Origin of the sequence: uncultured Chryseobacterium sp., assembly GCF_936933875.1 — a bacterium.
Taxonomy (GTDB): Bacteria; Bacteroidota; Bacteroidia; order Flavobacteriales; family Weeksellaceae; genus CAKZIK01.
Genome location: NZ_CAKZIK010000071.1, coordinates 17,021 through 43,031 on the forward strand (window position 1 = coordinate 17,021; position 26,011 = coordinate 43,031).

A 26,011-nucleotide genomic window follows, 5' to 3' on the forward strand; every position below is an offset into this window, starting at 1 on the left:
ATGCAAAATTTTAAATCTTACCAGAACATATTTAGAATTAATGAAAAATCAAATGTCAAGATTTGGTTCTTTATTTCTCTTTTATTTACCATTGTAATGCTATTTTTACCATGGACTCAGAACATAAAATCCAAGGGCAAAGTCACCACGCTATACCAAGATCAGCGTCCACAAGCTTTGCATTCACCCATTCCTGGGAAAATTATGAAGTGGTATGTGAAAAATGGCGATCAAGTAAAAAAAGGTGATACCCTTTTGCAAATCTCCGAAATTAAAGAAGATTACATGGATCCTCTTTTGGTTGAAAGAACTCAGCAACAAGTTAATGCCAAAAGAAATATGCAAGATTACTACGCCTCCAAAATTTCTGCAGCCAACAATCAGTCCCAAGCTATTAATAATGCAAAAAATTTAAAAATCAGTCAACTACAAAATAAAATTCATCAGCTAAACAGCAAGTTAAGAGCAGAACAAGCAGATCTGACTGCAGCAAATAATGAACTGAATCTTACCAGAGACCAATACGACAGACAAAATAAAATGTACAATGAAGGGTTGGTATCCCTAACTCAACTACAACAAAGAAGTGCAGCCTACCAAAATGCCACCGCAAAAAAAATTGCAGCTGAAAATAAAATTGCTCAAACCCAACAAGAGATATTAAATACAGGTTTAGAGCAAAATGCCGTTTTGCAAGATTACACCGAAAAAGTCAATAAAATTGAAAGTGATAAATTCAGCACCATGTCTTCTATTGCCGGAAGTCAAGGTGATATTGCCAAACTGGAAAATCAAGTGGCAAACTACAAGGTAAGAAAAGGGCTCTATTTTATTTTAGCTTCTCAAGATGGACAAGTGATTAACATTAATAAAGCTGGAATTGGTGAAATCTTAAAAGACGGCGAAAATATTGCCACCATAGTTCCGGACCATGCAAAGTATGCGGTAGAAATGATGGTAAAACCTGTAGACTTACCATTGATAAAAAATGGACAGAAAGTTGTTTTTACTTTTGACGGTTATCCATCTATTGTTTTTTCGGGCTGGCCAAATACCAGCTACGGAACATTCTCTGGAAAAGTACTCACAATAGAAAATAACCTCAACGAAACTGGCTATTTCAAAGCTATTGTAGAAGAAGATGCTTCTGTGAAACCCTGGCCAAAATCTATTAAAATAGGAACAGGAACTCATGGAATTGCAATTTTAAAAGATGTGCCAATTTGGTACGAAATATGGCGAAACATCAATGGTTTTCCACCTGATTATTATGAAGTGAAAACAACGGAAAAAGATAAAAATAATGTTGAAAAATAAAATTTTATTGTTTTTTCTGCTTTGCTTTTATACCATTACTTTTGCACAAAGTGACACCTTAACTCGTGCCGAATATATTGATTTGGTTAAAAAATACCATCCCGTTATCAAACAAACTCAACTTCAGAACAAGATTGCAGAAAATGAAGTCAAGGCTGCAAAAGGGAATTTTGATCCCATTATAGGCGGCAAATTAGGTGAAAAAGTTTTAGGTGGCGAATCATATTATCAACAAAAATCTGTTGAAATTGCTATTCCAACTTGGTATGGCGTAAATGTAATAGGGCAAATTAATGATTTACAAGGCAATAGATTAAATAATACAGACACCAAAGGTACCATTCCACAGATTGGGATTGAAGTTCCACTAGGTAAAGGTCTTTTTTTTGATGAAAGAAGAGCACAATTACATCAAGCCAAAATTTTTGCCCAAATGACAGAAAATGAACAATTTTTAATTGTAAATGATTTACTTCTAGACGCCCACCAAGCGTATATAGACTGGCAAAAAGATTTCAGACTTTTACAAATCAATCAAAATGCCGTTAACTTAAATAGAGAAAGGCTCAAATGGATTGAAAAAACTGTACAGTTGGGCGAAAGACCAGCCATAGACATCACCGAAACCAAAACACAGTTGCAGTATTACGAATTAAAAGTTAATGAAGCAAACCTAAACCTACAAAACAGCCAACTTTTACTTTCGCTATATTTATGGAATGAAAACTTGTTAAATGTAGCCGTTCCTGAAAACGTATTACCAGAATATCAATTACAATCCTATAATCTTCAGGAAAATCCAGAGTTCGCTACAATAAATCCAGAACACCCACAAATACAATATTATTCTATAAAAAATGATTTTTTAGAGATAGAAAGACGATTAAAGCTTCAAAGTTTACTCCCGAAAATCGACTTTAATTACAATTTTTTGCGATATAAAGATTGGCAGTTAACTCCACTTTTTCAGAATAATTTTCAGTACGGTTTAAAAGTTGAGGTTCCCATTTTCATGCGTAGTGCAAGATCTAATTATGAGAATGCAAAATTGAAAATTTTGCAGAATCAAAACCTGTTAAAGCAGAAAACACAAGAACTGAATGTAAAACTGAACCAGTATAAAACGCAATACCAATTCAGCAATACCCAAATAAAACTTATAGAGGAAAATTTAAATGATTTAAAAAATTTATTAAGAGGCGAAGAAATTAAATTTCAGAATGGGGAAAGTAGCATGTTCCTTATAAACAGTCGCGAAAACAAATTATTTGAAGCTCAAGAAAAATCTGTTCAATTGCAAGCAAAACGACTAGAAAATCTTTATAAAATTCTTTGGATTACTGCAGGATTGTAAAAATCTTAAGCTTTTAGTATTTTTGCTATCTGAATCTCAATTTTTACCCTCAATCATAAAAACATGTCAAGAATACTCACCGGAATCCAAGCAACAGGAACTCCGCATTTGGGAAATCTTTTGGGTGCAATTATTCCCGCAATCGAACTCTCCAAACAATCTGAAAACGAATCTTTTCTGTTCATCGCCAATATGCATTCTTTAACTCAGATTAAAAATGCTGCAGAACTAAAACTGAATACTTATCAAATCGCAGCAGCTTGGCTTGCAATGGGTTTAGATACAGAAAAAACTTTTTTTTACAGACAAAGCGATATTCCAGAAGTTACTGAACTTTCATGGTATTTGTCGTGCTTTTTTCCATACTCCAGACTTCAGTTGGCGCATTCATTTAAAGATAAAGCCGACCGTTTGGAAGATGTAAATGCAGGTTTATTTACCTATCCCGTTTTGATGGCTGCAGATATTTTGCTGTATGATGCAGAAGTAGTTCCGGTTGGAAAAGACCAGCTTCAACATTTGGAAATGGCGCGAGATATGGGAGCGAGATTCAACAATCAAATGGGAGAAGTTTTTGTACTTCCGGGAGCGGAACTGCAAAAAGATACGATGTATGTGCCTGGAACAGACGGCAACAAAATGTCGAAATCCAGAGGAAACATCATCAATATTTTCTTGCCTGAAAAGGAATTGAAAAAGCAGATTATGGGCATTGAAACGGATTCCACTCCGCTTGAAGAACCCAAAAATCCTGATACCGACAAAGTTTTCGCCATCTATTCTTTAATTGCAACACCGGAACAAAAGGAAAATTTAAGACAAAAATATCTTGCCGGAAATTTCGGGTACGGACATGCAAAAACGGAACTTTTGAATTTAATTCTTGAAAAATATTCCAAAGAAAGAGAACTGTTTACCTACTACATGCAGAATTTAGAAGAACTGGACGCTAAACTATTTGAAGGAGCCGAAAAAACCAGAAAAATTGCTTCTGCTACTTTGATGAGAGTAAGAGAAAGTTTGGGAATGTAAGACATTGAATGACAAGTTTGGAATAACGAATTACAAAAAAACCTTTCAGAATTTGAAAGGTTTTTTTATTGGTTTTCCTCGAAAAGTTTTCGCTCTTCATTTGTAAGTTTCAAATCATTTAAAATAATCTCTTTTTTGGGAATAATTAGATAGATATTTAGCAAAATGAAAGCGGTAACAAGTAAAAAAGCCCAGTTTGAAAATGCCAAAAAACAAACAACTCCCGCTAACGCAGAAATTTCCAGCGGCATGTAACGTACAACATGCGCGAGTACAGATTTTCTCATTTTTTCTGGTAATAGATCACTTTTGGAAATTTTGCCCAGCAAACTTTCGTATATTTTTTTACTTATCCAATAAAAAGCAAGAGAAATAATAGCAACGAACCACAAAATAGGATCATTAAAAGACAATTGTTTAATTTCATGATTTGTTAGCACGATCACCATTAGTGCAAAAATTACAATTCCCGCAACCATTGCAAAGTACATCATGAAGATGGAAGGTATAAATTTACCCGGTGTTTGTGGCATTTCGGTCATGTTATAGAAAATTTTTGATTTCCGAAAGCATCTTCACCGTCTTTACTTCCGTATCCAAGTTATCATCAAAACGGTCGAAGAAAATGGCATCCATTCCGAAGGACAGTCCACCTTCAACATCGGCAATCCAATCGTCACCAATAATCATCGATACTTCTTTTGAGGCACCTGATTTTTTCATGGCATATTCGAAAATTTCGGGTTGAGGTTTTCTGACATTAATTTCGTCGGCCGAAGTTATTGTCGCAAAATAATTTTTGATACCCGAAAGTTCACACTTCTTGTAAGTAACTTCTTCAAAACCATTGGAAAGGATATGAAGCGTATATTTTGGTGCAAGATATTCCAATAAGTCGCTAGCACCTTCCACCAATTCGTTGTGCGTTAAGATTTCATCAAGAAAATTGTGTTCAAATTTATCAGCCAATTCTTTATCATCAATCCCGAAAAACATAAAACTGTCGTGAAAACGGTGTTCGCGGATGTAATTTTTATCAATCTGCCCATCACGAATCATGGCCCAAAGGTTTTCGTTGATGGTAAAATATTCTTTGTGGAATTCTTCGAAATTCAATTGGTATTTTTCACTTACTTTTTCTCTTTCAAAAATTTCTTTTATAGTGAGATACGCATTTTTACGGTGATCCCAAAGAGTATTATCAAGGTCGAAAAAAATATGTTGGAGACTTGTATTTATGGACATTATTTACGTTAAAAAAATTAAGCAAAGATAAAGGTTTTCGGGCAGAAAGTCAGGAAATAAAAAAGCCGCATCAACTGCGGCGTAATTTGTTTCAGTAAGAACTAGTTCTTGGAGACGATGTGGTTTCTGGATTTAGTTTTCAGAACCTCAATGCTTTTAGAATAGTTCAGTAGGAATTCGATGGTTTGTCTTTTAGGTTTCAAAAGATTTTCATTTAAAGTGTCATTTTTTTTCATAGGCGAAATTGGTTTATGACTTTTAAACGAAAGTTTTTCTAAAATATTTTATCTCGTTAAAATTATTTGATGATCATCCATAATTTTTCTTAGATTAATTAACGCGTAACGCACTCTTCCCAAAGTTGTATTGATACTCGTATCAGTATGTTCTGCTATTTCTTTGAAACTTAATCCATCAAAAAAACGCAGTTTTATCACTTCACGCTGATTTTCGGGAAGAAGAACTAACATTTTTGCCAAATCGCTGTGTATTTGCGCTGTGATTAATTGATCTTCAATGTTTTCAGAAGGTTCCCGAAGCAAATCGAAAATAGAAAATTCTTCGTTTTCGTAAGTGGTTTCGGAAATTTTCTGGTTTTTAGATTTTAGCCTGAAATGGTCTATAATCAGGTTATGCGCAATACGCTTTGCCCAAAGGATAAATTTTCCTTCTTCATTGTAGCGCCCTTCTTTCAGCGTTATAATAATTTTCATAAAAGTATCCTGGAAGATATCGTTGGCTAAATCTTCATCCATTAGTTTATAATAAATGAATGAAAAAAGCTCTCTCTGATGCCTGTTAATAAGTATCGATAAAGATTTTTCGTCCCCTTTCTGGTAAAGTGCAATAAGAACGCTATCCGATTGTGTTTTCATCTCTTTCCTTATAATATATTACCGAACGCAAGCTACAACGGTGGCATGAAACAATTTCGGCAAATGATTAATAAGTAAAGTTTATTCGATAGCGAAAAGAATTAAGATTGTAAAATTATAAAAAAATTATAAATACGTTAACAATAATCAAATAATTTCTAAAAATTTGTTAAAATCAAAAAAAACTATTTTATTAGATCGTGGATCATCACAGTAGGAATATTCAGCGTAAAATTGATATTAATTCCTTTCAGTTCCTTTCCGTTAACTCCCTTTTTATCGATAGGGAATGCATAACCTCCTGTTAAATCCAGCAATCCAAAAAGCGTTACTCCAATTTTTGGTGCAACATATTTTGTAGTTGCTTCCGCTCCTGCAAGAAGATAATAAGAATGGTAGAAATCTACGTTCCTTTCAAAATTCAGCAAAATATCTCCCTGAACTTTCGGCATTATGGCAAATTTATCATTCGCAACACCCATCAAAGCAGCTCCTCCAACACGAAAAATCATATCATCGTTTTCCAGAAATAATAATCTTCCGCCTAACTCACCAAAACTTTGGTTTTGGTACACATAACCAGCGTGAACCATTTTGTGTACGGCGAATTGTGCTTTGGCAAACATTCCCGTAAACATCAGAAAAACACAAAAAATTAATGTTCTGAAATTCATTTTTTAGATATCAAATTGGCGGTAAAGTTAAAAAAAACTGCTTTGTAGCAAAACAAAGCAGTTTTAAATTATAATCTTGATAAATTTTAGATACCGAATTTTGCTTTCAGCTCCTCTACTTTATCCAGTTTTTCCCAAGTGAAGAATTCCAAATTCTTTACTGTTTTTTCGTTGTTTTTTCCTTTATTGAAGGTTTTATCTGCGACGTAGGATTCTCTTCCCATGTGTCCGTAAGAAGCCGTTTCCTGATAAATTGGATTTCTTAATTTTAGATTTTTCTCTATTGCGTAAGGACGAAGATCGAAAACTTCTTTCACTTTCTCCGCAATTTCACCATCATGAAGATTTACTTTAGAAGTTCCATAAGTATTGATGTATAAACCACAAGGTTCAGCAACACCAATCGCATAAGAAACCTGTACTAAAACCTCATCTGCAATTCCTGCAGCCACTAAGTTTTTAGCAATGTGTCTTGTTGCATAAGCAGCACTTCTGTCCACTTTTGATGGATCTTTTCCGGAAAATGCACCACCTCCGTGAGCTCCTTTTCCACCGTAAGTATCTACAATAATTTTTCTACCCGTTAAACCTGTATCTCCGTGAGGACCACCAATAACGAATTTTCCTGTAGGGTTGATGTGGTATTTAATCTGGTCGTTGAACAAATCCTGGATTTCAATTTTTTGCTGCGCTTTTACTCTTGGAATCAAAATTTCCACGATATCTTTTCTGATTTTAGCCAACATCGCCTCATCACTTCCAAAATCATCATGCTGCGTAGAAACTACGATAGAATCAATACGAACTGGTTTATGGTCATCAGAATATTCAATTGTTACCTGAGATTTTGAATCCGGACGAAGATATGGGATTGCAGAATTTTCTCTTCTTAAAGCAGAAAGTTCTCTCAAAATAGAATGTGCCAAATCCAAAGCCAAAGGCATATAGTTTTCAGTTTCGTTGGTTGCGTAACCAAACATCATTCCCTGGTCTCCAGCTCCCTGTGCGTTTGCTTTTGTTTCGAAATCTTCCGCTTCTGTAACTCTGTCAACACCCTGATTAATATCTGAAGACTGTTCGTGAATTGCTGAAATTACACCACAAGAATCTCCATTAAACATATATTCACCTTTAGTATAGCCAATTCCGTTAATAACATCTCTTGCTATGCTTTGTACATCAAGATATGCTTCGGATTTTACCTCTCCTGCCAAAACCACCTGTCCTGTTGTTACCAACGTTTCGCAAGCAACTTTCGACTTCGGGTCGTATGCTAAAAAGTTATCGATGAGTGCATCGGAAATTTGATCTGCCACTTTATCCGGATGTCCTTCTGAAACGGACTCGGATGTAAATAAATACGACATATTTCTTTTGTTGATTTAAATTAAATACTTGAAAAACAGCTGATTACAAAAGAAACTAAAATAGAATATCTGTTTTAGCATTTTTTATTGAGGTTGCAATCAGGTCAAATTTTTCCTCTAAAATTATCGAGTGCAAATTTAGTGACAATTTCTTAAATGCAAAAATTCTGACTATTTTTTTTGAGGTTTAATGCTCACAAAATCTTCTGGTGATTTGTTGAAATTCAGCTTCAACTGAACTGAATTTTGAATGAAATTAACCAATTCGTCAATAATTTTTTGTTTGTACGTAGGTTTGTAATAGATAACACTAATTTCTCTAAATGGAAAAGGTTTTCTAAAGCGCGTTACTTTTTCTTTCTGCTCTGCAGAAAGTTGGGAAACAGCCAATTCCGGCAAAATTGATATTCCACCCACTTTGTCCACCATCTGTACCAAAGTATTGATATTAGAAGCCAAGAAATCCAGGTTCCCTGGTTTCAGGGTGTTTTCTTTCAGCTGGCAAATATTTTCGAATTGCGTTCGGAGGCAATTACCTTCTTCCAAAAGCCATACTTTATCTACATCAATTTCTTCGGGTATCACGAAGGTATCTTTCTTGATGGAAATATCGCTGGAATACAGCATCAGTTCTTCATTGAAAAGAAAATCTTTATAAAATTCGTTCGCTGCATCGTAAGGTGTAGAAATAATTCCAGCATCCAGTTCACCAGATTTCAGAGATTTGATGATGCTTTCGGTGGTCATCTCCTTTACATTCATCTCAATTTTTTCATTCTTTTTCAGAAAATCAAAAATTTCAGTCGGCAAAATGTAAGTAGAAACGGTTGGAATAATTCCCAGATTAATTTTCCCGCCCAAAATATTATTCAGCAAGTTCGCCTGGTTGCGAAGTTCGTTTACATTATCAATAATTTTTGTGGCTTGGCTGATAATTTGTGCACCTACATCTGTTGTACGGATAGGATGTGTAGTTCTGTCGAAAATTTTTACATCCAGCTCATCTTCAAATTTCTGTATCATCGCACTTAACGTTGGCTGGGTAATAAAACAGGCTTGTGCAGCCTTTCCAAAATGTTTGTACTTGTCGACAGCGATAAGATATTCGAGTTGCTGAATGTTCATTTTAATAAATTTTGTCTATTACAAATCTACATATTATTTAGATTTATTTATAACTAAAAATCCGAAAATCTGTCCTCAAATCGCTATTTTTGTTTACCAAATATAAAGTTATGGACTCCAAGAAATTAACATCAGGACAAGGAACGCCTTATTTCGAACATCAGGATTCACAAACCGTAGGAGCAAGAGGACCGGTTTTACTGCAGGACTTTATTTTACAGGAAAATCTCGCCCATTTTGTTCGCGAAAGAATTCCCGAAAGAATTGTGCATGCTAAAGGAACGGGTGCTTACGGAAAGTTTACCGTAACGCACGATATTACAAAATATACCAAAGCAAAACTGTTTTCTAAAGTGGGAAATTCCTGCAAAATGTTTGCAAGATTTTCTACTGTTGGTGGAGAAAAAGGAAGTGCAGATACTGCAAGGGACCCAAGAGGTTTTGCCTTAAAATTTTACACCGAAGACGGAAACTGGGATTTGGTAGGAAATAATACGCCCGTTTTTTTCATTAAAGACGCTAAAAAATTCCCGGATTTTATTCATACCCAAAAAAGAGTACCGAAAACCAATTTGAAAAGTGCCACAATGATGTGGGATTTTTGGAGTTTGAATCCGGAAAGTTTGCATCAGGTTTTGATACTAATGTCGGACAGAGGAACTCCACACGGCTACCGTCATATGCACGGTTTCGGTTCCCATACTTTTTCTATGATTAATGCTGAAAATGAAAGAGTTTGGGTGAAATTTCATTTCAAAACAAAGCAAGGCATTAAAAATTTTGTAAATGATGATGCCGTAAAAATGGCCGGAGAAAACCCGGATTTTGCTCAGGAAGACCTTTGCAAAGCTATTGAAGCCGGAGATTTTCCGAAATGGACTTTATACATCCAAGTAATGACGGAAGAACAGGCAAAAGAATTCAGATGGAATCCTTTTGATGTTACCAAAGTTTGGTTCCAAAACGAATTTCCTTTGATTGAAGTTGGAGAAATGGAGCTGAACGAAATTCCAGTAAATTATTTTGCACACGTGGAACAATCCACTTTTTCGCCAAGTAATTTAATTGATGGCATCAGTTTTTCGCCGGACAAAATGTTGCAGGGAAGACTGTTTTCTTATCCTGACGCGCACCGCTATAGAGTTGGCGTAAATGCGCATCAACTGGAAGTTAACCGTTGTCCTTTCGGTGTTACCAATTATCAGCGCGATGGTTTTATGGCGGATTCTAAAGAATATCAAGACGCTCCAAATTATTTCCCGAACAGTTTTGACAACATTAAACCGGATGCAGATTATAAAAATTTCGAATACGATTTAGACAGCAATCATGTCGCTAACTTCAACAGAAACGAAAACGATGACGACCATTACACACAACCGGGATTACTGTATACTAAAGCTTTAAACGAGGAAGACCGAAAAAATTTAGTGAGCAATATCATTGGCAGCATGAGCAAAATTGATGGACCAAAGCGTGATGAAATCATCAACAGACAACTTTGTCATTTCTTCCGTGCTAATATTGAAATGGGGATGAAGATTGCTTCTGGACTTCAGGTAAACATTGATTCTGATATGATGAATCATTCAAAATTTTAATCATAAATTAATATTAATTTAGATTCAGCAACAAAAACAGGAAAAAACCTATCTTGAAAATAAAATAAATCCTTAATTTGCGTTAAAAAGTAACAAACATTTATGTCTTACGAAAATATCCTTGTCGACAAAGAAAACACCATAACAACAATTACGATTAACCGTCCACAAAGCCTGAACGCTTTAAATGCAAAAACCATCAGTGAACTGAGTTCAGCTATGGATGAATTAGCAAATGACAAATCTTGCAGAGTCATTATTTTAACAGGAAGTGGCGAAAAATCTTTTGTTGCAGGAGCAGACATTAAAGAATTCAGCGATTTCGGACAGGAAAAAGCAGAAGAATTAGCAAGAAACGGACAAAATTCATTATTCAACAAAATTGAAAATATGAACAAACCCGTTATTGCTGCCGTTAACGGATTTGCTTTGGGAGGCGGTTTGGAATTGGCCATGTCCTGTCACATCAGATACGCCTCAGAAAATGCAAAACTGGGACTTCCGGAAGTGACTTTAGGTTTGATTCCGGGATATGGAGGAACGCAGCGTTTACCAAAATTAGTTGGAAAAGGATTGGCGAATGAGTTGATTTTTTCAGCAAAAATGATTCCTGCACAAAGGGCAAAAGAAATCGGGTTGGTGAATGAAGTTTACAGTTTAGAAGAACTTCTTCCCAAAGCTAAGGAGCTGGCTGAAACGATTTCAAGAAATTCTCCGTTAGCAATTGAAAAGGCAATTAAAGCTGTAAATCTTTCAGACACTGACCAAGGTTTTGAAACTGAAATTAAAGCTTTTGGAGAGCTGTTCGATTTGGAGGACAAAAAAGAAGGTGTTGCCGCATTTTTAGAGAAAAGAAAACCAAATTTTTAATTCAGTTTGAAACCAAATAAATTCGACGTCGCTTATTTGAAAATGGCCAAAGAATGGGCAAAACTTTCCTATTGTGAGAGAAAAAAAGTAGGCGCACTGATTGTGAAAGACCGCATGATTATCTCGGACGGTTACAACGGAACACCATCCGGTTTCGAAAACTGCTGTGAAGATGAAAACGGCAAAACCCATTGGTATGTTCTTCATGCAGAAGCCAATGCAATATTAAAACTGGCAGGTTCAACACAGTCTGCAAAAGGAGCAACGCTGTATTTAACCCTATCACCATGTAAAGAATGCAGTAAATTGGTTTTACAGTCGGGAATAACACGACTCGTTTATCTGGACGAATATTCTGATGATGAAGGAATTAATTTTTTAAAGAACCATAATATTGAAGTTCAACAAGTTACAGAAGATGAACTAACATTATAAAAAACACAAAAGCACAAAAAAATTGACACAAATGATTTGGGAAGAAAAAATTACAGATTTTTCCAACTTTCTGAAGTTCGAGAGGAACTTTTCTGATAATACGCTGGATGCTTATGTCCGCGATATCAGAAAGTTAAAGGACTATTCGGAAGGTACTTTGGAAGGCGTTTCGCCGATGGAAATCTCATTCGAGCAGATACAGGACTACCTGTACAAATTATCAAAAGAAAAATTCAGTGAGCGTTCGCAAGCGCGTTGGGTTTCTTCAGTAAAAGCATTTTTCCGCTTTATGCTGGAAGATGAAATGCGCGAAGACAATCCTGCAGCTTTATTGGAAGGCCCGAAATTGGGGCTTTATCTTCCGGATACGTTGAGCTACGAAGACGTGGAAAGAATTGTAAAAGCCATTGACACCACAACAGATTTAGGCAAGAGAAATTACTGCATTATCGAAGTTTTATACGGTTGCGGATTGCGTGTTTCTGAACTTATTGACCTTAAAATTTCCAATATCAACTTCAAAGAAAATTATCTGAAGGTTGAAGGAAAAGGCGACAAAACCAGGTTTGTTCCATTGGCTGATTACACGGCGGAACTCATCAAAAATTACATCAAAAACATTCGCTCCAACTATAAAATCAACAAAAAGTGTGAAGACTTTCTGTTTCTCAACAGCAGAGGTTCTTCCATGTCGAGAGTGATTGTTTTCATTATTATTAAAGAATTAACTGAAAAAGCGGGAATCAACAAGAAAATTTCTCCGCATACTTTCCGCCATTCTTTTGCGACGCATCTTTTGCAGAACGGCGCAGATTTAAGGTATATTCAGGAAATGTTGGGCCATTCCAGCATTACCACTACCGAAATTTACACCCACTTGAAAACGGAGGAACTTCGCGATGTTATCCTGAATTACCATCCGAGAAATGCTAAATGAGTGATTTAAAATTCTGCCCAAAATGCGGCAATTCCACCTTACATTGGGACGGAGAAAAAAAATGGAGCTGTAGCAGTTGTGATTTTGTACTCTTTCACAACTGTGCTGCTGCAGTTGCCGTAATCATCCGACATGAAGACGAATACATGTTTACACGCAGAAATCAGGAACCAAAAAAAGGAAAACTCGATTTGGCAGGAGGTTTTACAGACCCAAAAGAAAGTTCCGAAGAAACCTGTGCAAGAGAATTGTACGAGGAACTGAACATCAAAATAGATCCGGAAAATCTCAAAATTTTAGGAACTGAACCCAACGTTTACCATTATAAAGGCATTGATTACAATACTTTAGATATTTTTTTTGAATACAGTTTGAAAGAAACATTCGAACCGGAACTGGAACTTTCTGAAATTTCGGAAATTATTTGGCTGAAAAAATCTGAAATTAATTTTGAAGATCTCGCGTTTGAATCGCAGAAGAGGTTTTTGAAGAATTATCTTTAATATTTCCCCGACTTCAAAATCTGCTCAAAATAATCCACCAAAACTTTCTTTTGTGCCGATGAAAGATTGGCTTCCGGGTGTTGTGCAACATAACCCGGAATCGGCATTCTGCTTTCTTTTAAATCACCGATTGCGTTTTCGAGCATGTTTCTTTTTAAATCCTGATTGAAAGTTCCCCATTCCGAAAAGTTCAGATGTTCTCGTCCCTCGTTCACATGATGTTTTATAGACCATGAAATTGGGGCAACATAAGCGTAATCCGGATAAACTGTTTCGTTGGAATGACAATCATAACAGGAAGTTTTTAGCATTTCCTGAATGTTTTTTGGCGTTTGGAAAACGTCCACGAAATTCACTTTTTTATCCACTGGTTTGTTGGTTCTGTGCACCGGAATAAACTGAATAAGCGCCAAAACAATCAGTCCCCAATAAATAATTTTACTAAAAGTTTTCATTTTATTTCGGAGTTTTTACTGGTGGAGTTGGTGTTGTAGATGAACTTGTAACAGGGCTTTGTTCATTAAGATTCCATGTTTCTACATTTTCCCAAAGCGGTCGGATTTCAATGTTTTTCGGGAAGAGATAAACATCTTCTGCAGATGTTTCGTTACTGACGTCCGCTTCATCCCAGAAACCGTTTCCGTTGTTATCTACCAAAATTCGGATGGTATATTTGCCAGGTTTTATTTCGGTGAATTTATTTTGTGCTGCATCTGTAAATCTTTGGAAAGCAATTTCGTTCTTCTCAGAAAGGAACTGCAACCAGAATTTTTGTGCCGGTTTGTTTTCAAGATTCAAAGTGATACTTCCGTAATTTTCGGCTTTATCAATCTCAAAATTAAACTGATAGGATTTCGGTAATACTTCGTAGAATGATGAAACTGTATTTTTTGGAACCGTTAACTGATATTTTTTACCAACTTCAAAAGCGCTGCTTACAATGATTTGTTTTGGGTTGGTTTCCGAAATTTTTGCCGTGAAATCTCGCGTAATACTATCTGATTTCAGCGTCCATTTTTCAGGCTGAATTTTTTCAACCGGCATATTCGCAGAAATCACAAAATCCTGATTTGGTGCAAAAACATTCGATTTTGCATTGCTAATCGTCAGTTCGTTCGTCTTATTGTATCTGTAAGAATATTGAACGGTGTCTTTTTTACCGTCTGCATCATAGCTCAACTGAATTCTTTCCATTTGGTCCTGACCTAAATTCAGTTTTTTGGCATCAAACAAAACATTTACTGAATCGGATTTAGGTTGATGCGTTACTTTATAATCGTTCAGTTTATCAGTTACAGAAAGTACCTCAACTTTAGTCGGTTTTCCTTCAAAGAGCATTAAAATTCCGCCCGGAATTTCTTTAATTTCAGTTTGTTTTACAGCTTTTTTGGTTGGGTAAACGCTCAAATTCAAGCCTGAAATACTTTTATCCAAAACAACAGGTTCTTTTCTGAAGGCAACCGCTTCTTTACCCAAATCCATTACGGAATTTTGGTTATCATCATCAAAAGCGACAATTCTATAAGTTCCCGGTGAAAGATAATTGAGTTCATAATATCCGTCTGCATCGGCTTTTGTAAGATAATATGGTTTTTTTCTGTAATCTACCGAATCTGAAGCTTTATAAAGACCAACAACATAATTTTTCTTCGTAGCCGCTTTTTCATCTGTTTTAGCGAGACCGTCTTTCACTTCACCACTTATATAAAGCTCGTCCAGTTTATCGCCCGTTGAAAAAGCATAATTGAAATAAGGCAAAACGTTTCCTTCATTTAAATCCGCGATGGCGTTACCAAAATTGAAATTGTACGTTGTATTGGCCTGAAGCGAATCATCCCACTGAATAAGGATGAATTTATTCCCCAAACTTGAAGGTAAAATTCTTTTAATTTTCTGAATTGGAGGAGAAATATTCAGATTTTTCTGGATTTCTTTCAGCGTAATGTATTCGTCGAAATCTAGACGTAGTTCTTTGAGCGAAGTCGGAACATTTACTCTTGCAGAATCCAAATTGGAGCCTAAAAAATTTGGAGCAATAGTATCTTTAGAACCTCCAACAGGAGAACCCACTCTTGCGCACGAAAACAGAACAATGCTGATTAAAAAAAGAAAAAGAAATTTCTTCATCCGAAAAGTTTGCAACAAATTTAAAGATTATTCTGAATAGTCTTCGTTTTGATTGGTTTTAACGGTATCATTCCCCTGAAGTTTCTTCAGAGAATCGATTTCCTGCATGGTTTTGTACAGTTTTTCGGTTTCGTACGGGAAATTTTCAAACATTCCGGACAGCGCCATTGCAGAATATAATCGCTGAGAATATTTGTTACCAATCGCAATAATCGTAACTTCCGATTTCAAAAGGTGTGCAAAAACGGCGTTGCTTCCATGCCACCATCCATTGTGATACGTTAATTTTTCGCCATTGTCGAAAATTTTCATTCTGAAACCAATTCCGTAATTGTTAACTCCCGGTTTTTCGTTGCTGTAAGGCTGGAAAACCATGTCCATCAAATCCTTTCTCAGGAAATCTTCAGAATACATCGCTTTAGAAAAATTCAGTAAATCTTTTGGCGTCGTATAAACATTTTTATCACCGTAGATTAAATCAAGCCTGTCCAAAGGGTAAACTTTGGGTCCTCTGAAATAAAAAGATTTAGCTGCTGTTAAAGTATCTTTTTCCTGAAAAATAAAAGTATTTTTCATGTGCAGCGGCTTGAAAACCATTTCCTGCATCGCTTTTGGAAACGGCGTGTTCGTAACGTGTTCGATAATTAAAGCCAACAGCGCAAAGTTCGTGTTACAGTACATAAAACCGGTGTTGGTTTGTCGGGCAAGTTCCGGTTTGTACTTAATCAGCATATTCAAAACATCCCGATTGGTGATAAATTGTTTAGTCAATTCCACCGGTTGCGGCTGAATTTTTTCGATGAAATACTCGTATTTCGGAAGTCCGCTTCGCTGTGTTAAAAGATTCAGAACCGTAACATAAGGATAAGGAAATTCCGGAAAAAATTTGGTAACAGGGTCATCAAGCTTCAATTTACCGGCTTCAGCGAGCTTCATGGTTGCCATCGCTGTTAATGTCTTACTAACTGAGGCAACGTGCAATGGAGTATTGTCTTTAATAGGCTCTACATTATTTTCGTGAGCAAATCCTCTATACTTTTCATAAATAATTTTGTCGCCTTTCGCGATGAGAAAGCCTCCCCACAAATCACCGTCTTCCCAAACTCTTTTATAATACTTATCTAAAATGGTTACGATTGAATCTTGGTTCTGAAGTTGATTATCTTTCCTTTTGAAAACGTCGTTCAAATCAACATTTCCAAAATTAGGAAGTTTAGTTTCGGTATTATTTTTAGTGAAAACATCTTTTTTACAGGATGTTAGAGAAATGCAAAAAAACAAAGCCATAAAGGCGTTAAGAAATACTTTCATTACAGGATAAAAACACAAAAAAATCTCCGCAATATAAGAGATTTTTTGCTTAACATAATAATACCGCAGTCATAAAGATATGTTAATTGAATTTTTTGGGAAAAAGAGATTCAAAGCGCGGCTATTAAGACAATTTAAGAATTTTATCTACGATAAACTGCGCGAGTTTTTCTTTGCTTTGATGCGTCCAACCGGCAATATGTGGTGTAACGATAGCTTTTTCCGAATTTAACAGGTATTCCAAATCCTCATTTTCTACTTCAAGATTTTCGAAAGATGATTTTTCAAATTCCAAAACATCCAAAGCTGCACCTCTTATTTTTCCAGATTTTAAGGCTTCAACTAAAGATTTAGTTTTAACGTTTTTTCCTCTTGCAGTATTGATGAAATAGAAACTTTTCGCCATTCCATCAATGAAATTTCCATCAATTAAATGATACGTTTCCGTAGTACTCGGAATATGAAGACTTAAAATTTCAGCTTCTTTCTGAAGTTCTTCCAAAGAAACTTGCGTTCCGAATTCATCAGAAAGATTCGGCAAAATATCATGGAAAATCACCTTCACACCAAAACCCGAAAGCCTTTTCGCCGTAGCTTTTCCCATATTTCCATAGCCGATAATTCCGAAAGTTTTCCCCAGAAGTTCGTCTCCACGGTTTTCTTCGCGTTTCCAGATTCCGTTTTTCACTTCATTGGAAGCGATGAAAAGTCTGTTCATCAAAATTAACAACATTCCCACAACGTGTTCTGCAACAGAATCGCGGTTTCCTTCGGGAGAATTAATGAGTTCAATACCGAATTCTTTTGCAGCCTCAACATCAATATTTTCCATTCCAGCTCCTACTCTTGCGATAAACTTCAGATTTTTTGCGTTTTCAAGAAAATTTCTGTCAAGCGGAATTCGGCTTCGGATAATAATTCCGTCGTAATTTTCTATTTTTTCCAAAACCTCATCGTAAGAAGAAGCATGGTCTTCATCAATCACAAAACCTTTTGCAGAAAGCTGTTCTGCAATTAATGGATGGTTTTTGTCGAGTTGAAGGATTTTCATTTTTCTAAACACAAATTACACTAATACTTTTCACGAATAACGCTATTATAATTGTCCGTTGATTACTCTTTTTACGCCTTTTTTAAACTGCACAGTATTAAAATTTATCGGCATTCCCAATTTACAGCCACTAAGTCTTAAATAGGTTAAAATTTGGGCAAGATGTACATCATTTAAAGCTTCGACAGCTTTTATTTCAAGAACAAACTTATTCTCAATCAAAAAATCCAGTCTATAGCCTGCATCAAGTTTTATATCGTTGTAAATGAGCGGCATAGGCTTTTGCTTTTCAACAAAGAGTGCTGAATTTCTTAATTCGTAGTACATACATTCTTCGTAGGCACTTTCCAGCAGACCTGGTCCTAAAGTTTTATGCACAAGGAAGCCGGTTTCATAAACAATCTTTGATATTTCATTTTCAGAAATATTTGTGTCATTTGTGCTTATCATTAGTGCAATTTGTGTTTAAGACTGTTCGCTGAACAATTTTTTCAGTTCGATAGATTCTGCTGGTTTCATTCTGCCGGAAAGGATTAATGACAATTCTTTTCTTCTTAAAGCAGCAGCGAAACGTTCTTTTTCCAAATCGGTCTCAGGTTCCATTTGTGGAATAGGAACCGGCTTATTGAATTCGTCCACTGCAACGAAAGTATAAATTCCTTCGTTGGTATGAATTTTTTCGCCTTTAATCGGATCATCCAACCAAACATCTACATAAATTTCCATAGACGTAGAAAATGCACGAGAAACTTTAGATTCCAACACCACAATTCCGCCTTCCGGAATTGGATAATTGAAAGAAACATGGTTTACAGAAGCTGTTACTACCCTTCTTTCGCAATGTCTTGCCGCAGAAATAGATGCACAACGGTCCATTCTTGCCAAAAGTTCGCCGCCGAAAAGATTTCTTAGCTGGTTTGTTTCGTTCGGAAGAACGATGTTCGTCATGATGGTTAGCGATTCACTCGCTTTTTTGCTTTGCGCCATGTTTTCTTTTTATAAGTTTTGCTGCTCCACTTTTTAGCCGGAACAACGGTAGATTTTTTAACAGAATCCTGCTTTATGCTGTCGAGTTTTAAACTGTCCGCAATGGCAGCTTTTATTTTAGAATCCGGTTCAATTCTTCTTGTTGAACTTTTTACAGGAGTATCTGTGAAAGACTTTTTGCCGAAAAGCTTTTCGCTTTGGGTAAAGGCGAGGAAAACAATTCCCGCCACCGGAATAATCAACAAAAACAACCAGAGAATTGATTTATTGAATTGATAATCAGAATCCTTAGACACATTTCCTGTTGATGATTTTTTTAAGTTGGAAAGATTAATTTCTTCCAGTCCGTAAAAATCAGGAGAAGACTTTTCTATTCTGCTTCCTTTAAAAACAATTCCGTTTTCCGTTTGATGAATCTGACCTAAATTATCCAAATTCAGTTCGCCGTTTTCAACCAAAGTTTTTTTCCAGTAATCGGTTTCAGATTTCAACTGATTAGTTGCTTCAACCGCAGAAATATTCTTTTGTGTCGCAAAATAATTAACCAAAGCGCCATTTTGAGCTTCGTAATCCACAGCAAAATCAATTTCCTTTACCGGAGGTAAAATACTGTTAGTTTCAGAATCAATCTTCGCACGGGAATTTTTAAGGGAAAATATCCCAAATCCCGGAACCTGTACGCTGTCGTTCTTCTTCAGGAATTCTAAAATAAGTGCTGTTGTATTCATCGGCAGCAAATTTATGTTTTTTTGGCGACTTTTGTTCCATAAAAAAAGCCATCAAAAGATGATGGCTTTGATGTTTTTAGAATGGAAATTTAATACGAAAATTTCACCACTTCCGTATTGCTTCCTGCAATTTTTACGAGATAGAGTCCTTTTTTAGAAAGATTCAAATCAATTGCAGAATCATTAGCGGAAACCTTCATTGTTTTTACTAATTTTCCACCGAATTCATACACTTCAAGCGTTAGATTTCCTTTCTGCGCTGTATACAATTTACCTTCAGCAAATAAAGATTTTTTCGCTATTCCTTTTACATCGCCAACTGCAAGTACAGGTAAGGTTGTAGGGCCATTTACATACGCGTCCGAGGATTGGTTGGTAGCGCCGTTCTGGTTGTTTTTAAAAACTATACCTACTTTCTGAACAGTTGTTCCGGCAGCTACAGTATTGTTGGAATTGGTAAAAGTTTTGGTGTTCAGATCAATTGTACCAACATACGCTCCTGCAGCAGCATCCCAGTTCATGGCTACATTAGAATTGCTCCATGCATCTTCGTAAGATATGTTTGCACTGTTGTCTGCAGCTAAAATCCAAGTGTGAACATAGAACGTTTGCGTTCCAAAACCTGGGTTGTAGAAAGAATAGTCATTTGCGGCACCATAAGTAAGTTTAAAAACTCCAGGGCTTACAACTTGTGTTGTTAACTGTGCAGAAAGTGTTACTATTGCAAATAATGCAATAAACAAAGAATAAAGTTTTTTCATAAGATAATTGTTTATGTTGTTTTTACGAATTTAATAACAATTTCTCAATTATTTATTATTTTAAAAACATTTTCTTACATAATTTTACTTAAACACTGCAGATATCCCAAACATAAAGTTAATTCCGGCCTGAGAAAAATAATTGGGAGCACCATCATAAACATACCCGTTGTTTACATATTTCTTATTGAAGATATTATTGAGCAAAAATTTAAAATCCAGATCTGTTCTATTCAGCTTCAGGGAATATTTGGCATTAAAATCCGTTAGGAAATAAGAATCTAACTTCAAATCCGAATTATTCGTGTTATCCAAAAATTGACTGCCAACATATTGATTTTGAAGACCTAAACTAAAATTTTTAGTTGGAGCAAAATTCACTAAAAAATTAGCAATAGTATTGGGTGAAAATGAAATCGGTGTATCTCCAAGGTTTTCAACACCGGCAGAAGTTTCGTTTTTGAAATCGACGTTTTTATTCTCACTTAACGTTAAATTACCGGAAACATTCCATTGGTCCGAAAGTTTTGCAAGGGCTCCCAATTCAATTCCCATTCTATAAGATTTTCCGGAATTGGTTCGGATGAATTCACCAACATTATTGATCTGTCCATTCAAAACCAATTGATTCACATAATTCATATAGAAAGCATTGGCTGAAATTTGAACATTACCAAAAGATTTTTCGAGTCCGGCTTCAAAATCATGCAATGTTTCCGCTTCTGTATTTGGATTGGCAAATAAATCGTCGCGGTTCGGTTCGCGGTGAGCATTGGCATATGAAAGGAAAATTTTCCCGGAATTAATCTGGTAGGAAACTCCCGCTTTTGGATTGAAGAAAGTCCATTTTTTATTCAAATCCGCACCTTCTCCGTCACCTGAAAGTAAAACTTTAGTGTCGTAATTAATATTTCTGAGTTGCAAATCTCCAAAAATTTCAAACCTATCGATTTTGTAAACTGCTTTGGCAAAACCGGAGATTTCGTTTTTTACTGAACGGTTTCTGTAATATTCATGCTCCTGAATTTGAGGAAAATAAACGCCCGTTACATTTCCAAAATGTCTCCCGAAATATTGATTGCCAACTGCGCCAAAATTCAAATCCAAATTGTCAAATTTTCCATACAAAGTCGAAACTACACCGTAAAAATCATTGTCGAGCCATTTTTTTCTGATGAAATCGCTTCGCGATTCTGTTCCCTGATTTGGAAGGTTATATTTTGAAAATTTCGCGTCCTGCTTGTAATTTTCGTAGTATCCTTTTCCTTTGGTGTAGTGAACAGTGGTTTCAAGATTCCATTTTTCATTCAAACCTTGGTTCCACAATACCTGATAATGGTTTTGTCTGTAGTTATCAGTTTCATTGTCGTAAAATCCAACAATTTCAGACCAATCTGCATTATAAATTGCGCCTGAATAATTGAACTTCGGATTGGTTTCCCAGGTGGCTTTATCAATTCCATTCCATGCTTGGTAAGTTTTTTCTTTTCCGCCAAAAGCCATCAAACGAATTTTGGTTTTATTTTCTTCAAAAAGTCCGGTAAAATTGTAAGAATCCAAATCAGAGGAAGCACGGTCGATATAGCCATCAGAATGAATTTTCGTGTAGCGTCCCATCAAACTCAACCGGTTGTTCCAGAATTTTCCGGAACCAATTTCCGCAGAATATTTATAAGTATTGAAAGAACCATAAGAATCATCCGTTTTCAAATAAAATTTATCATCCGGATTTTTTGAAATCACATTCACACTTGCTCCAAAAGCCGAAACACCGTTCGAAGAAGTTCCAACTCCTCTTTGAATTACAATTTGCGAAGCCGAACTGGTGAGATCCGGAACATTCACGAAAAAAGTTCCCTGGGATTCCGAATCATTGTACGGAATGCCATTCATCATCACATTAATGCCGTTTCCGCCAACACCACGAATTCTGAAACCAGTATAACCAACACCGTTTCCTGCGTCGGAAGTTGAAATGACAGAAGTTTGGTTTTTCAGCAAAATAGGCAAATCTTGACCTAGATTTTTTTGGTCTAAATCCTTCTGAACATTAATAATTTCTTTGGCAACAGGAAGTCTTTTGATAAGTTTAATTTCCTGAATTTGAGATTCTTGGATAGAATCGATCTGAATTTGTGCAAAAAGCACAGCCGGACTTACGCAAAGTCCCAAAATAAAAAATCCTTTCATTCTTTTAATTAAATTAATTGAATAAAAGGGGCGATTATCATAAGTAATTAGCAATTGGTAATAAGTAATATTGCTCATTGCCAATAACTCATTGCTTATATTGTTCCCTAAACAGCATTACCTGTTCCAGGTTCATTGGGTATAATCTCAGCCGCAGTTGCAGCACCCCTTTAAAATTCTGATGGCGAAATTATGAAAATTTTATTTAATAACCCTTATTTTTCGCATCTACGTAATAGTAATTTTTTCCGTCTTTAGTCACTTCGAACAGTCGCGCCAATTTCCAACTGAAGTTTCGTTTGATATCGCTGTACTCAAATGGAATAATAATGTTGTTGTTCTTATCAATCACCCCAAAACGGTCGTTGTTGGAAGCGATAATCATAGGATTGTTCAAATCGTCACCTTCCATAATGTGTAGATATTGGTATTGAGGATAAATTTGATACTGACGGTAATCCGCAGCGTTTTGAAATTTTGAATCTTCAATGATTCCGTAAAATCCATTGAGAATATAGGAATGAAAATTCTGCTTCTTAAATTCCGCAGGACATTTTCCTAAATCGGCATCTTTATAGGTATAAACTACTTTTCCGGCGTTATTAATTCGGTAATCCACCCCATCTTTTCTCACGGAAGCATAATCAGCAGAACCAAATTTTTTAACTTTCGGATTTGTTGAATTTAAAAGGTTGCAGTCTTCAGCGAAGAAACCCACATTACTGTACTGATGCTTAATGAGAACTTTTCCTTTTTGATTGATGAACCCGAATTTTCCGTCCATTTTTTGTGGAATTAAAGCCGGAATACTGTCATTAATTTTTGCCAAATCAGGATTCGGTTTTGCGATCACTACTTTTTTTACCGGAGCTTTTTTTACCGGAATTTTTTTTACTCCTGTTTTGCTTTGTGCTAGAACGAACACCGAAAAAACAGCCATCAATACACTTAAAACATTCTTCATGTCCAACCTTTTACAAAATTTCTGCCAAAAATAAGGTTTTCAGATTTTATGCTTTACGCATTATGATTTACATAGATTTATTTCATCGTATTTATATTTATTCTAAATGATTTTAAGCCTAAAAAAGACCAAAATTTTGTACTTTTGTTTGATTTTATAATTAACACGTTAATTCAAAAAACTTACAGATATGATTTTTGACCTTGATATGATCAAAAAAGTGTACGAGCGCTATCCTGAAAGAATCGCAGCAGCGAGAAATGTTGTAGGAAAACCGCTTACACTTTCAGAAAAAATTCTTTACGCTCACCTTTGGGAAGGTAATGCAACCGCAGCTTACGAAAGAGGAAATTCTTATGTAGATTTCGCTCCGGACAGAGTGGCAATGCAGGATGCAACGGCTCAAATGGCACTTTTGCAGTTTATGCAGGCCGGAAAAAAGAAAGTTGCAGTTCCTTCTACAGCACACGCGGATCACCTTATTCAAGCTAGAGTAGGTGCCGAAGCGGATTTGCAAGAAGGTATCAACAAAAACTCTGAAGTATTCAATTTCTTAAGCTCTGTTTGTGATAAATACGGAATTGGTTTCTGGAAACCGGGTGCCGGAATTATTCACCAGGTTGTTTTGGAAAACTATGCTTTTCCAGGTGGAATGATGATTGGAACCGACTCTCACACCGTTAATGCAGGAGGTTTAGGAATGGTTGCCATAGGTGTTGGTGGTGCAGATGCAGTTGACGTGATGGCTGGAATGGCTTGGGAACTTAAAATGCCTAAATTAATCGGAGTAAAATTGACTGGTAAGCTCAACGGATGGACTTCTGCAAAAGATGTTATCTTAAAGGTTGCCGGAATTTTAACCGTGAAAGGCGGTACTGGATGCATCGTAGAATATTTCGGTGAAGGTGCAGAAAACCTTTCTGCTACTGGTAAAGGTACCATCTGTAATATGGGTGCTGAAATCGGTGCTACAACTTCTACGTTCGGTTATGACGATTCGATGAGAAGATATTTAGCAGCAACCGGAAGACAAGATGTGGTTGACGCTGCCGATAAAATCGCTGAACATTTGACCGGTGACGCTGAAGTTTATGCAAATCCTGAACAATATTTTGATCAAGTTATTGAAATTAACCTTTCTGAGCTGACTCCACATTTGAACGGGCCTTTCACTCCGGATTTGGCGACACCAGTTGCAGAATTCAGAGCAAAAGCAGAAGCAAACGGTTGGCCTTTGGAAGTTGAATGGGCTTTAATCGGTTCTTGCACCAACTCTTCTTATGAAGATTTATCAAGAGCGGCTTCAATTGTTGAAGATGCGGTTGCAAAAGGGGTAAAACCAAAAGCAATTTTAGGAATTAATCCTGGATCAGAACAGGTAAAATATACGGCTGAAAGAGATGGCTTCCTGGATTCTTTCAGAAAATTTGAAAATGCGAGAATTTTCACCAACGCTTGTGGACCTTGTATCGGACAATGGGACCGAGAAGGTGCAGATAAAGGTGAGAAAAACTCAATCATTCACTCCTTCAACAGAAACTTTGCAAAAAGAGCGGACGGAAACCCAAATACGCACGCTTTCGTAGCGTCTCCTGAAATGGTGGCTGCAGTTGCAATTTCCGGAAGACTGGATTTCAACCCAATTTCTGATACCTTAACCAACGAATCCGGAAAACAGGTGAAATTAGATGAACCAAAAGGTTCTGAACTTCCTGCAAAAGGTTTTGCGGTGGAAGATAATGGTTATCAAGCACCTTCTGAAGACGGATCTAATGTTCAGGTGATTGTTTCGCCAACTTCGGACAGACTTCAGTTGTTGGAGCCTTTCCAACCTTGGGACGGAAAAAATATTGAAGGTGCAAAAGTTTTGATTAAAGCTTTCGGAAAATGTACTACCGATCATATTTCTATGGCAGGTCCTTGGTTGAAATACCGTGGTCACTTGGATAATATTTCCAACAATATGTTGATCGGCGCTGTAAATGCTTTCAACATGGAAACCAATAAGGTTAAAAATCAATTAACTGGTGAATATGGCGAAGTTCCAGCAGTAGCAAGAGCTTACAAAGCAGCCGGAGTTCCTTCAATCGTTGTGGGTGACCAAAACTATGGGGAAGGTTCTTCAAGAGAGCATGCTGCAATGGAGCCAAGACATTTAGGGGTAAAAGCAGTATTGGTAAAATCCTTCGCACGTATCCACGAAACGAACTTGAAAAAACAAGGTATGTTGGCTCTGACCTTTGTTAATGCCGAAGAATACGACAAAATCCTTGAGGACGATACCGTGAATTTCTTGGATTTAGATCAATTTGCACCAGCTCGTCCATTACAACTAGAGTTTGTTCATGCGGATGGAACCAAAGATCTAATCTTGGCAAATCACACTTATAATGAGCAACAAATCGGTTGGTTCAAAGCTGGTTCTGCACTGAATTTGATCGCTGAAGAAGCGAAAAAGAATGCATAACTCTTTTTTAAAAATGATAAAACAAAACCGTTCAAGAAATTGAGCGGTTTTTCTTTTGCAATTGTAACAAGTATCATGTTTTCTCTACTA

Annotated in this window: 26 protein-coding genes and 1 riboswitch; of the genes, 9 read left to right on the forward strand and 17 right to left on the reverse strand. The window is 36.2% G+C overall.

Annotation, left to right across the window (positions count from 1 at the left end; all coding sequences use genetic code 11):
• The 3 genes from Q0252_RS10145 to trpS all read left to right on the forward strand — a co-directional run bounded on the left by Q0252_RS10145 (position 1) and on the right by trpS (position 3,703).
• Entirely contained in the window at positions 1 to 1,317 is a 1,317-nt protein-coding gene (locus Q0252_RS10145) for an HlyD family efflux transporter periplasmic adaptor subunit (protein ID WP_297985877.1), read from the forward strand.
• Positions 1,304 to 2,671 carry a TolC family protein gene (locus Q0252_RS10150; protein ID WP_297985879.1) on the forward strand — a complete coding sequence of 456 codons (1,368 nt, stop codon included), beginning with the start codon at positions 1,304 to 1,306 and terminating at the stop codon, positions 2,669 to 2,671. Before Q0252_RS10145 ends, Q0252_RS10150 begins: the two co-directional genes overlap by 14 nt.
• A 63-nt stretch (positions 2,672 to 2,734) precedes the next feature.
• The gene (gene trpS / locus Q0252_RS10155; protein ID WP_297985881.1) at positions 2,735 to 3,703 is read left to right on the forward strand and encodes a tryptophan--tRNA ligase; all 969 of its coding nucleotides are present in this window, start codon (positions 2,735 to 2,737) and stop codon (positions 3,701 to 3,703) included.
• A 65-nt stretch (positions 3,704 to 3,768) separates the two neighbouring features.
• On the opposite strand, the gene Q0252_RS10160 is transcribed toward trpS, so the two are convergent.
• From Q0252_RS10160 to Q0252_RS10190, 7 genes are all read right to left on the reverse strand, one after another.
• Complete coding sequence (locus tag Q0252_RS10160; RefSeq protein WP_297985884.1) at positions 3,769 to 4,245, reverse strand: hypothetical protein; 477 nt, start codon at positions 4,243 to 4,245, stop codon at positions 3,769 to 3,771.
• A gap of 1 nt (position 4,246) precedes the next feature.
• Positions 4,247 to 4,948, reverse strand: a complete 702-nt coding sequence (locus Q0252_RS10165; RefSeq protein WP_297985886.1) for a YjjG family noncanonical pyrimidine nucleotidase — start codon at positions 4,946 to 4,948, stop codon at positions 4,247 to 4,249.
• A 101-nt stretch (positions 4,949 to 5,049) separates the two neighbouring features.
• Complete coding sequence (locus tag Q0252_RS10170) at positions 5,050 to 5,184, reverse strand: hypothetical protein (RefSeq protein WP_297985888.1); 135 nt, start codon at positions 5,182 to 5,184, stop codon at positions 5,050 to 5,052.
• 48 nt (positions 5,185 to 5,232) lie between these two features.
• The gene (locus Q0252_RS10175) at positions 5,233 to 5,823 is read right to left on the reverse strand and encodes a sigma-70 family RNA polymerase sigma factor (protein ID WP_297985890.1); all 591 of its coding nucleotides are present in this window, start codon (positions 5,821 to 5,823) and stop codon (positions 5,233 to 5,235) included.
• A 185-nt stretch (positions 5,824 to 6,008) separates the two neighbouring features.
• Positions 6,009 to 6,497, reverse strand: coding sequence for a hypothetical protein (locus Q0252_RS10180; RefSeq protein ID WP_297985892.1), 489 nt, complete (start codon positions 6,495 to 6,497; stop codon positions 6,009 to 6,011).
• Positions 6,498 to 6,583: 86 nt separating this feature from the next.
• On the reverse strand, positions 6,584 to 7,864 hold the full coding sequence (gene metK / locus Q0252_RS10185) for a methionine adenosyltransferase (RefSeq protein WP_297985896.1): 1,281 nt from the start codon (positions 7,862 to 7,864) through the stop codon (positions 6,584 to 6,586).
• A gap of 171 nt (positions 7,865 to 8,035) precedes the next feature.
• Positions 8,036 to 8,989, reverse strand: a complete 954-nt coding sequence (locus Q0252_RS10190; RefSeq protein ID WP_297985898.1) for a hydrogen peroxide-inducible genes activator — start codon at positions 8,987 to 8,989, stop codon at positions 8,036 to 8,038.
• Between the two features lie 110 nt (positions 8,990 to 9,099).
• Here Q0252_RS10190 and Q0252_RS10195 point away from each other — a divergent pair, with 110 nt between their 5' ends.
• The 5 genes from Q0252_RS10195 to Q0252_RS10215 all read left to right on the forward strand — a co-directional run bounded on the left by Q0252_RS10195 (position 9,100) and on the right by Q0252_RS10215 (position 13,335).
• Complete coding sequence (locus Q0252_RS10195) at positions 9,100 to 10,590, forward strand: catalase (protein WP_297985900.1); 1,491 nt, start codon at positions 9,100 to 9,102, stop codon at positions 10,588 to 10,590.
• Positions 10,591 to 10,692: 102 nt separating this feature from the next.
• Positions 10,693 to 11,460, forward strand: coding sequence for an enoyl-CoA hydratase-related protein (locus tag Q0252_RS10200; protein WP_297985903.1), 768 nt, complete (start codon positions 10,693 to 10,695; stop codon positions 11,458 to 11,460).
• 6 nt (positions 11,461 to 11,466) lie between these two features.
• Entirely contained in the window at positions 11,467 to 11,895 is a 429-nt protein-coding gene (locus Q0252_RS10205; protein WP_297985905.1) for a dCMP deaminase family protein, read from the forward strand.
• A 31-nt stretch (positions 11,896 to 11,926) separates the two neighbouring features.
• Positions 11,927 to 12,832 (forward strand): site-specific tyrosine recombinase XerD, encoded by a 906-nt coding sequence (xerD, locus tag Q0252_RS10210; RefSeq protein WP_297985909.1) that lies wholly within the window; start codon positions 11,927 to 11,929, stop codon positions 12,830 to 12,832.
• A complete protein-coding gene (locus Q0252_RS10215) occupies positions 12,829 to 13,335 on the forward strand; it encodes an NUDIX domain-containing protein (protein ID WP_297985911.1) in 507 nt (168 codons plus the stop codon). The genes xerD and Q0252_RS10215 overlap by 4 nt, the downstream gene beginning before the upstream one ends.
• Here the strand turns inward: Q0252_RS10215 and Q0252_RS10220 are convergent.
• The 10 genes from Q0252_RS10220 to Q0252_RS10265 all read right to left on the reverse strand — a co-directional run bounded on the left by Q0252_RS10220 (position 13,332) and on the right by Q0252_RS10265 (position 23,454).
• Positions 13,332 to 13,790: a heme-binding domain-containing protein gene (locus Q0252_RS10220; RefSeq protein WP_297985913.1), complete on the reverse strand. Its 459-nt coding sequence runs from the start codon at positions 13,788 to 13,790 to the stop codon at positions 13,332 to 13,334. The two genes, Q0252_RS10215 and Q0252_RS10220, sit on opposite strands and share 4 nt — an antisense overlap.
• A 1-nt stretch (position 13,791) precedes the next feature.
• Complete coding sequence (locus Q0252_RS10225) at positions 13,792 to 15,462, reverse strand: Ig-like domain-containing domain (protein WP_297985914.1); 1,671 nt, start codon at positions 15,460 to 15,462, stop codon at positions 13,792 to 13,794.
• Between the two features lie 27 nt (positions 15,463 to 15,489).
• Positions 15,490 to 16,773 carry a serine hydrolase gene (locus Q0252_RS10230; protein WP_297985915.1) on the reverse strand — a complete coding sequence of 428 codons (1,284 nt, stop codon included), beginning with the start codon at positions 16,771 to 16,773 and terminating at the stop codon, positions 15,490 to 15,492.
• 124 nt (positions 16,774 to 16,897) lie between these two features.
• Complete coding sequence (locus tag Q0252_RS10235; RefSeq protein ID WP_297985917.1) at positions 16,898 to 17,824, reverse strand: 2-hydroxyacid dehydrogenase; 927 nt, start codon at positions 17,822 to 17,824, stop codon at positions 16,898 to 16,900.
• Positions 17,825 to 17,869: 45 nt separating this feature from the next.
• Positions 17,870 to 18,274, reverse strand: coding sequence for a GxxExxY protein (locus Q0252_RS10240; RefSeq protein WP_297985919.1), 405 nt, complete (start codon positions 18,272 to 18,274; stop codon positions 17,870 to 17,872).
• 15 nt (positions 18,275 to 18,289) lie between these two features.
• Positions 18,290 to 18,811: an acyl-CoA thioesterase gene (locus Q0252_RS10245; protein WP_297985921.1), complete on the reverse strand. Its 522-nt coding sequence runs from the start codon at positions 18,809 to 18,811 to the stop codon at positions 18,290 to 18,292.
• Entirely contained in the window at positions 18,778 to 19,539 is a 762-nt protein-coding gene (locus Q0252_RS10250) for a hypothetical protein (protein ID WP_297985923.1), read from the reverse strand. The genes Q0252_RS10245 and Q0252_RS10250 overlap by 34 nt, the downstream gene beginning before the upstream one ends.
• 89 nt (positions 19,540 to 19,628) lie before the next feature.
• Positions 19,629 to 20,300 carry a T9SS type A sorting domain-containing protein gene (locus Q0252_RS10255; RefSeq protein WP_297985926.1) on the reverse strand — a complete coding sequence of 224 codons (672 nt, stop codon included), beginning with the start codon at positions 20,298 to 20,300 and terminating at the stop codon, positions 19,629 to 19,631.
• Between the two features lie 84 nt (positions 20,301 to 20,384).
• A complete protein-coding gene (locus Q0252_RS10260; protein WP_297985927.1) occupies positions 20,385 to 22,490 on the reverse strand; it encodes a TonB-dependent receptor in 2,106 nt (701 codons plus the stop codon).
• Positions 22,491 to 22,577: 87 nt separating this feature from the next.
• Positions 22,578 to 22,670: riboswitch (TPP riboswitch) on the reverse strand.
• 25 nt (positions 22,671 to 22,695) lie between these two features.
• A complete protein-coding gene (locus Q0252_RS10265; RefSeq protein ID WP_297985930.1) occupies positions 22,696 to 23,454 on the reverse strand; it encodes a WG repeat-containing protein in 759 nt (252 codons plus the stop codon).
• 190 nt (positions 23,455 to 23,644) lie between these two features.
• Here Q0252_RS10265 and Q0252_RS10270 point away from each other — a divergent pair, with 190 nt between their 5' ends.
• Positions 23,645 to 25,921 (forward strand): aconitate hydratase, encoded by a 2,277-nt coding sequence (locus Q0252_RS10270; RefSeq protein WP_297985933.1) that lies wholly within the window; start codon positions 23,645 to 23,647, stop codon positions 25,919 to 25,921.
• Positions 25,922 to 26,011 lie beyond the last annotated feature (90 nt).